At 72.6% G+C, this 8,673-nt stretch carries 6 protein-coding genes; 4 read left to right on the forward strand and 2 right to left on the reverse strand.

The window, feature by feature from the left end; translation table 11 throughout:
• Window positions 1-127: 127 nt before the first annotated feature.
• Window positions 128-478, reverse strand: coding sequence for a hypothetical protein (locus ACLIYP_RS27845; RefSeq protein WP_412715860.1), 351 nt, complete (start codon window positions 476-478; stop codon window positions 128-130).
• 103 nt (window positions 479-581) lie between these two features.
• A complete protein-coding gene (locus ACLIYP_RS27850) occupies window positions 582-1,556 on the reverse strand; it encodes a heme o synthase (RefSeq protein WP_093655821.1) in 975 nt (324 codons plus the stop codon).
• A 422-nt stretch (window positions 1,557-1,978) separates the two neighbouring features.
• Between ACLIYP_RS27850 and tkt the strand changes: the two genes are divergently transcribed.
• From tkt to opcA, 4 genes are read left to right on the forward strand one after another with little or no spacing between them, the layout of a single operon-like run.
• On the forward strand, window positions 1,979-4,072 hold the full coding sequence (gene tkt, locus ACLIYP_RS27855; protein ID WP_412715861.1) for a transketolase: 2,094 nt from the start codon (window positions 1,979-1,981) through the stop codon (window positions 4,070-4,072).
• A gap of 36 nt (window positions 4,073-4,108) precedes the next feature.
• Complete coding sequence (gene tal, locus ACLIYP_RS27860; RefSeq protein ID WP_412715862.1) at window positions 4,109-5,227, forward strand: transaldolase; 1,119 nt, start codon at window positions 4,109-4,111, stop codon at window positions 5,225-5,227.
• Between the two features lie 5 nt (window positions 5,228-5,232).
• Window positions 5,233-6,759, forward strand: a complete 1,527-nt coding sequence (gene zwf / locus ACLIYP_RS27865; protein WP_412715863.1) for a glucose-6-phosphate dehydrogenase — start codon at window positions 5,233-5,235, stop codon at window positions 6,757-6,759.
• On the forward strand, window positions 6,756-8,555 hold the full coding sequence (gene opcA, locus ACLIYP_RS27870) for a glucose-6-phosphate dehydrogenase assembly protein OpcA (protein WP_412715864.1): 1,800 nt from the start codon (window positions 6,756-6,758) through the stop codon (window positions 8,553-8,555). The genes zwf and opcA overlap by 4 nt, the downstream gene beginning before the upstream one ends.
• Window positions 8,556-8,673: the final 118 nt, after the last annotated feature.

Consider the following 8,673-nt stretch of genomic DNA (forward strand, 5'->3'; position numbering starts at 1 on the left):
CCCGGTGCGGCTGGGCCGAACCGGGGCCCCGCGCGTCCTGCGGCGGACGAGCACGGGTACGGCGGCGGGGTACGGCGGCCGGCGGGCGGCCGGCCCTGGCGGCGCCCCGCCGCGCGGCACTTCCGCGTCAGCGGTCCTTGGGCCCTCCGACCTGGATGCCCGCCATCCGCTCCCACTCGTAGGGGCCGGTGCGGATCCGGGCGGCGAGGTCCCCGTCGAGGCTCTCGTGGACGGTGACCCCCGCCTTCTCGGCGGCCTTCTGCGCGACCTCGCGGGACGGGGCCACCAGGTCGCCCCAGCCCCCGTCCTCGCCGACGAGGACGATCCGCACGCCGCGCTGGCCGATGTAGGAGATCTGGGCGTCGGCGCTGCCGCCGCGCTCCTCGGCGAACGCGGTGATCTCCTTGGCGAGCTTGGTCACCCAGCGCTGGGCCTTGGCGTCGGGCCCGGTCTCTTCCGCCTGCTGTGTGCTGTCCATGGACAGGATGCTACCGATGGGTAGATCACCTGGCGACCGCTGCTCCGGGTGGCCTGCGCCACGCCCGGCGCCGGTACCGGGCCGCTGCCGGGCCGCCGTGCGGTCAGCGCAGGAAGGGATCCACCGCCACGGCCACGAACAGCAGCGACACGTAGGTGATGGACCAGTGGAACAGCCGCATCTCCTTCAGCTTCGCGCCCGTGACCCCGGCCTTGGCCCTGGCCTGGAGGGCGTGCGCCTCCCACAGCCACCAGCCGCCCGCGGCGAGTGCGACCAGCGGGTAGAACCAGCCGACGTACCCCAGCGGCCACAGGGCCAGCGAGACGGCCACCATGACCCAGCTGTAGACCACGATCTGCCGGGCCACCGCGCGGTTGCCCGCGACGACCGGGAGCATCGGGACCCCGACCCGGGCGTAGTCGTCCTTGACCTTCATCGACAGCGGCCAGTAGTGCGGGGGCGTCCAGAAGAAGATGACCAGGAAGAGGACGACGGCGGCCCAGCTCACCTCGTTCTTCACCGACGACCAGCCGATGAGCACGGGCATGCAGCCGGCGATGCCGCCCCAGACGATGTTCTGGGCGGTGCGCCGCTTGAGGATCATCGTGTAGACGACGACGTAGAACAGCAGCGCGCCCAGGGACAGGGCCGCCGAGAGCCAGTTGACCGTCCAGCCGAACCACAGCGTGGAGACCACGGCCAGCGTGACGCCGAAGACCAGTGCCTCGCGCGGGGTCAGCACACCGGTGACCAGGGGACGCTTCTCGGTGCGGTGCATCAGCGCGTCGATGTCCCGGTCGATGTACATGTTCAGCGCGTTGGCGCCGCCCGCCGACAGGTAGCCGCCCAGGCAGGTGGCCAGGACCAGCCACAGGTCGGGGACGCCCTGTTCGGCGAGGAACATCACCGGAATGGTGGTGATCAGCAGCAGTTCGATGATCCGCGGCTTGGTCAGTGCCACGTAGCCCTTGATACGGGCCCCGAGCGGCCGGTGTGCTGGGCTCTGATCGAGCTCCCCCACAACCCCTCGGGTGTGGGCGGTATCCCCACCCGCGGGACGGGATTCGACGGCCGTCACGGACACCCCTGATCACGATGCGACATGCGCGGCTCGCGCCGCGTGGGAACAAGCGAGCCCGGACCTCCGGGGTCCCGTCACGGCTCGCGCCTACCACGCCACTGTAGACGCTGGCCATACGCCGCTCGCCCCGGGGGTCGCCCGTGTCGGTGTACCCCGCAAGGGGGTGCCCCGGCGGGGTGCGGGTACGAGGTCCACAGGGCCTCCCCAGGCACCGGAACGCGGCGCTCATGTGCGCCCGGTGTTCCACAGATGCCCAGGTGAGGGCCGTTGTGCGCCCGGTTTCACGCGGTTCGTTCCCCCGGCTTCCCAAAGGATGAGCGGCCCGAAAGGGGGAACACCGGCGGGGGTACGCTCGACACCGCCCGGTGTGACCTGACAGACACCGGCCTTCGACATGTGGAGAGGAGCCCTGACGCAGGGTGAGCACCAAGCCGACCACCACAGATCTCGAGTGGACCGAACTGGATCAGCGGGCTGTCGACACCGTACGGGTCCTGGCGATGGACGCCGTGCAGAAAGTCGGTAACGGACACCCCGGTACCGCCATGAGCCTCGCTCCGGCGGCGTACCTGCTCTTCCAGAAGCTGATGCGGCACGACCCGTCCGACGCGCGGTGGACGGGCCGGGACCGCTTCGTCCTCTCCCCCGGCCACACCAGCCTGACGCTGTACATCCAGCTGTACCTGTCCGGCTACGGACTGGAACTGGAGGACCTGAAGGCCTTCCGCACCTGGGACAGCAGGACCCCGGGCCACCCGGAGTACGGCCACACCACCGGGGTCGAGACCACCACCGGCCCGCTGGGCCAGGGCATCGCCAACGCCGTGGGCATGGCGATGGCCGCCCGCTACGAGCGGGGTCTGTTCGATCCGGACGCCGCCCCGGGCGCCTCCCCCTTCGACCACACGATCTGGACCATCGTCTCCGACGGCGACCTGGAGGAGGGGGTCTCGGCCGAGGCGTCCTCGCTGGCCGGCCACCAGAAGCTGGGCAACATCGTCGCCCTGTACGACGACAACCACATCTCCATCGAGGGCGACACCGCCACCGCGCTGTCCGAGGACGTCCTGAAGCGCTACGAGGCGTACGGCTGGCACGTCCAGCGCATCGAGCAGGCGCCCAGCGGCGACTTCGACGTCCGGGCGCTGTACGCGGCGCTGCGGGCGGCGCAGGAGGAGACCGAGCGCCCCTCGATCATCGCCGCCCGCACGATCATCGCCTGGCCCGCGCCGAACGCCCAGAACACCGAGGCCTCGCACGGCTCCGCGCTGGGCGACGAGGAGGTCGCGGCGACCAAGCGGGTGCTGGGCTTCGACCCGGACAAGCACTTCGAGGTGGCCGACGAGGTCCTCGAGCACGCCCGCAAGGTCGTGGACCGCGGCCGCGAGGCGCGCCGGGCCTGGGAGGACGGGCTCGCCAGGTGGCGCGAGGCCAACCCCGACCGCGCCGCCGAGTTCGACCGGATCAGCGCCGGGAAGCTGCCCGAGGGCTGGGAGAAGGCGCTGCCCTCCTTCCCCGCCGGCAAGGACATGGCCACCCGCAAGGCCTCCGGCGCGGTGCTCAAGGAGCTGGGCGGCGTGGTCCCCGAGCTGTGGGGCGGCTCCGCCGACCTCGCGGGCTCCAACAACACCACCATCGACGCCTCCTCGTCCTTCCTCCCGGCGGACAACCCGCTGCCGGAGGCGGACCCGTACGGCCGCACGGTGCACTTCGGCATCCGCGAGCACGCCATGGGCTCGACCATGAACGGCATCGCGCTGCACGGCAACACCCGGATCTACGGCGGCACCTTCCTGGTGTTCTCCGACTACATGCGGCCGGCGGTGCGGCTGGCGGCCCTGATGAAGCTGCCGGTCACCTACGTGTGGACGCACGACTCCATCGGCCTGGGCGAGGACGGCCCGACCCACCAGCCGGTCGAGCACCTGGCCGCGCTGCGCGCCATCCCGGGCCTGAACATGGTCCGCCCGGCCGACGCCAACGAGACCGCGATCGCCTGGCGCGAGATCATGCGCCGCCACGGCGACCGCCCGGCCCCGCACGGCATCGCGCTGACCCGCCAGAACGTGCCGACCTACGAGCCCAACGAGGACGCCGCCCGCGGCGGATACGTGATGTTCGAGGCCGCGGACTCCCAGGGGCGGGAGTGCGAGCCGCAGGTCGTCCTCATCGCCACCGGCTCGGAGGTGCAGCTCGCCGTCGCCGCGCGCGAGTCGCTCCAGGCCGAGGGCGTGCCCGCCCGGGTGGTGTCGATGCCGTGCCTGGAGTGGTTCGAGGAGCAGGACCAGGCCTGGCGCGAGCGCGTGCTGCCGCCTTCGGTGCGGGCGCGCGTGGCCGTCGAGGCCGGTGTCGGCCTGACCTGGCACCGGTACGTCGGCGACGCCGGCCGGATCGTCTCCCTGGAGCACTTCGGCGCCTCGGCCGACTACAAGGTGCTGTACCGCGAGTTCGGCCTGACCGGCGAGGCGGTCGCCGCCGCCGCGCGGGAATCCATCGCCGCCGCCGCACGCTGACGCCCACAGGCAACGAGATCAGGAGATGCATCCCTCATGACAGACGCACTCAAGCGCCTGAGTGACGAAGGCGTGGCGATCTGGCTGGACGACCTGTCCCGCCACCGCATCACGTCCGGCAACCTCGCCGAGCTGCTGAACGAGCAGCACGTCGTGGGTGTCACCACCAACCCGTCGATCTTCCAGAAGGCGATCTCCGAGGGGCACGGCTACGACCGCCAGCTCACCGACCTCGCCTCCCGCGGTGTGACGGTGGAGGAGGCGATCAGGATGATCACCACCGCCGACGTCCGCGACGCCGCCGACATCCTGCGCCCGGTCTTCGACGCCACCGGCGGGCAGGACGGCCGGGTCTCCATCGAGGTGGACCCGCGGCTGGCCCACGCCACGCGGCCCACGGTCGCCGAGGCCAAGCAGCTCGCCTGGCTGGTGGACCGCCCCAACACCCTGATCAAGATCCCCGCCACCACCGCCGGGCTCCCGGCGATCACGGAGACCATCGCCGCGGGCATCAGCGTCAACGTCACGCTGATCTTCTCGCTGGAGCGGTACCGGATGGTGATGGACGCCTACATGGAGGGTCTGGAGCAGGCGAAGGCCAAGGGCCTGGACCTGTCGGAGATCCACTCCGTGGCGTCGTTCTTCGTCTCCCGGGTGGACACCGAGATCGACAAGCGGCTGACGGCCCTGGGCACCGACGAGGCGCTGGCGCTGCGCGGCAGGGCCGCGCTGGCCAACGCCCGGCTGGCCTACCAGGCGTACGAGGAGGTCGTCGCCTCCGACCGCTGGACGGCCCTGGAGTCCGCCGGCGCCAACCGGCAGCGTCCGCTGTGGGCCTCCACCGGTGTGAAGGACCCCGGCTACCCCGACACCCTCTACGTCACCGGGCTGGTCGCCCCGAACACGGTGAACACCATGCCGGCGGCCACCCTGGAGGCCGTCGGCGACCACGGCGAGATCACCGGCGACACCGTACGCGGCACCTACGAGCAGGCCCGCGCCGACCTCGACGCGATCGCGAAGCTCGGTATCGGGTACGACGAGGTCGTCGAGCAGCTCGAGGTCGAGGGCGTGGAGAAGTTCGAGCAGGCCTGGAACGACCTGCTGGCCTCCACCGAGGCCGAGCTGAAGCGCCTCGCCCCGAAGGAGGCATAGAGCAGGTGAGCAGCGCAGCCAACCCGCTGCGTGACGCACAGGACCGGCGGCTCCCGCGCATCGCGGGGCCGTCGGGACTGGTGATCTTCGGCGTCACAGGCGATTTGTCACGAAAAAAGCTGATGCCCGCCGTCTACGACCTGGCGAACCGGGGCCTGCTCCCACCGGGCTTCTCCCTCGTCGGCTTCGCCCGCCGCGAGTGGGAGGACCAGGACTTCTGCCAGGTCGTGCACGACTCGGTCAAACAGTACGCCCGCACCCCCTTCCGCGAGGAGGTCTGGCGGCAGCTCGGCGAGGGGATGCGCTTCGTCCCCGGCGTCTTCGACGACGACGACGCGTTCGCCCGGCTGAAGTCCACCATCGAGGAGCTGGACAAGTCCCGCGGCACCGGGGGCAACTTCGCGTTCTACCTCTCGGTGCCGCCGAAGTTCTTCCCCACCGTCCTGGAGCAGCTCAAGGAGCACGGGCTGTCCGACGCCCCCGACGGGTCCTGGCGCCGCGCGGTCATCGAGAAGCCCTTCGGCCACGACCTGGCCAGCGCCCAGGAGCTGAACCGGGTCGTCCACCGGGTCTTCCGCCAGTCCGACGTCTTCCGGATCGACCACTACCTGGGCAAGGAGACCGTCCAGAACATCCTGGCGCTGCGCTTCGCCAACACGATGTTCGAGCCCCTGTGGAACCGCTCCTACGTGGACCACGTGCAGATCACGATGGCCGAGGACATCGGCATCGGCGGCCGCGCGGGCTACTACGACGGCATCGGCGCCGCGCGCGACGTCATCCAGAACCACCTGCTCCAGCTGCTGGCCCTGACCGCGATGGAGGAGCCCGTCTCCTTCGACGCCAAGGCGCTGGTCACCGAGAAGCTGAAGGTGCTCAACGCGGTGCGGCTGCCGAAGGACCTGGGCCGCCACACCGTGCGCGGCCAGTACCGGGCGGGCTGGCAGGGCGGCGAGAAGGTGCCCGGCTACCTGGAGGAGGAGGGCATCGACCCGGCCTCGCGCACGGACACCTACGCCGCCATCAAGCTGGAGATCGACAACCGCCGCTGGGCGGGGGTCCCCTTCTACCTGCGCACGGGCAAGCGGCTGGGCCGCCGGGTCACCGAGATCGCGGTGGTCTTCCAGCGCGCCCCCTACTCCCCCTTCGACGCCACCGACACCCGGGAACTGGGCCAGAACGCCCTGGTCATCCGGGTGCAGCCGGACGAGGGCGTCATGATCCGGTTCGGCTCCAAGGTGCCGGGCACCTCGATGGAGATCCGCGACGTGACGATGGACTTCGCCTACGGGGAGTCCTTCACCGAGTCCAGCCCCGAGGCGTACGAGAGGCTCATCCTGGACGTGCTGCTGGGCGACGCCAACCTCTTCCCCCGGCACCAGGAGGTCGAGCGCTCCTGGGAGATCCTGGACCCGGTCGAGGAGTACTGGGACGCGCACGGCAGGCCCGAGCCGTACACCGCCGGGACCTGGGGTCCCCAGGCGGCCGACGAGATGCTCGCACGTGACGGACGGAGCTGGCGGCGGCCATGAACATCGACCTCACGGACACCACGTCCGGCCGGATCAACGCGGCTCTGGTGCGAGCGCGCCGGGCGATGGGCAGCCCGGCCGTCGGGATGGTGCTCACGCTCGTCATCGTGACGGACGAGGGCAGCCACTACGACGCGCTGAAGGCGGCCAGCGACGCGTCGAAGGAGCACCCCTCGCGCATCCTCGTCGTCGTACGGCGCCCGGGCCGCTCGCCGCGCGACCGGGCCACGGCCCGGCTCGACGCCGAGGTGCGGGTGGGCGGCGAGACAGGCACCGGGGAGACGGTCCTGCTGCGCCTCCACGGCGAGCTGGCGGGCCACGCCCACAGCGTCGTCCTGCCCCTGCTGCTGCCGGACGCGCCGGTCGTGGTGTGGTGGCCGGCCGATCCGCCCGAGTACCCCTCGAAGGACCCGCTGGGCGCCCTGGCGCAGCGCCGCATCACCGACGCGGCGGAGACCGAGGACCCGGTCGCGGCGCTCAGGGGACGCGCCGCCTCCTACGCGCCGGGCGACACCGACCTCGCCTGGACCCGCGTCACCCTGTGGCGCAGCGTGCTGGCCGCCGCCCTGGACCAGAAGCAGGCCCGCGTCACCCGGGCGGTGGTCGAGGGCGAGGAGTACAACCCCAGCTCGGAGCTGCTGGCGCTGTGGCTGGCCGACCGCCTGGGCGTCCCCGTGGAGCGGGTGCTCTCCGGCGGCCCCGGCATCACGGCGGTGCGGCTGGTCACGGACGAGGGCGACATCTGCCTGGACCGCGGCGACGGCTCGCTGGCGACGCTCTCGGTGCCGGGCCAGCCGGACCGGAGCGTGGCCCTGCACCGGCGCTCCACGGCCGAGCTGATCGCCGAGGAGCTGCGGCGCCTGGACCCGGACGAGACCTACGCGCGCGCCGTCCGGTTCGGCCTGGACCGCCTGGTGCGCGGCCAGGTCGCGGAGGTGGAGGCGGCCGAGGCCGCGCAGGCGGAGGCGGCCCGCGCCCCGGGCGGGGAGCAGGCTCCCGCGCAGATCGTCGTCCACCCGGACAAGGAGCACATGGCCCGGGCCACGGCCGCGCGCCTGGTCACCGTGATCGCGGACGCGCAGACCGCCCGCGGCCGGGCCCACGTCGCCCTGACCGGCGGCCGCAACGGCAACGCCCTGCTGGCCGCCCTGGCGCAGGCGCCGGGGCGGGACTCCGTGGACTGGTCCCGTGTGGACCTGTGGTGGGGCGACGAGCGCTTCCTGCCCGGCGGCGATCCGGACCGCAACCACACCCAGGCCCGCGGGGCGCTCCTGGACGCGCTCGCCCTTGACCCGTCGCGCGTGCACCCGATGCCCGCCTCCGACGGTCCGCACGGCGACGACGTGGACGCGGCCGCCGAGGCGTACGCGGCGGAGCTGGCCGCGGCCGCGGACGGCGGCTCCGGCGACGGCGCTTCCGGTGACGGCGGCGGTCCGGGCGGGGCGGCGGTGCCCGCCTTCGACGTGCTGCTGCTGGGCCTGGGCCCGGACACCCATGTGGCCTCGCTCTTCCCCGGCCATCCGGCCGCGGAGGAGACCGGGCGCACGGTCGTCGGCGTACGGCAGGCGCCGAAGCCGCCGCCGACCCGGATCTCCCTCACCCTTCCGGCCATCCGTGCGGCCCGGGAGGTCTGGCTGCTGGCGGCGGGCGAGGACAAGGCCGAGGCCGCGGCCGGTGCGCTGACCGCCGGCGACCCGGCGCGGATCCCCGCGGCGGGCGCCCGGGGGCGCGAGCGCACCCTGTGGATCCTCGACGAGAAGGCGGCGGCCCTCCTGCCCGAGTCGGCCCGGCGCTGACCCGCGCCGGGCGGACACCGGGCCGAACCCGCCGGGACCCCGCCGGCACACCACCGGCACACCACCGGCACCGCGCGGAACACGGCGGCCCCGCTCCCCGGAAGGGAGCGGGGCCGCC

This window comes from Streptomyces nanhaiensis (genome assembly GCF_046614825.1).
In the GTDB taxonomy this organism is placed as follows: domain Bacteria; phylum Actinomycetota; class Actinomycetes; order Streptomycetales; family Streptomycetaceae; genus Streptomyces; species Streptomyces radiopugnans.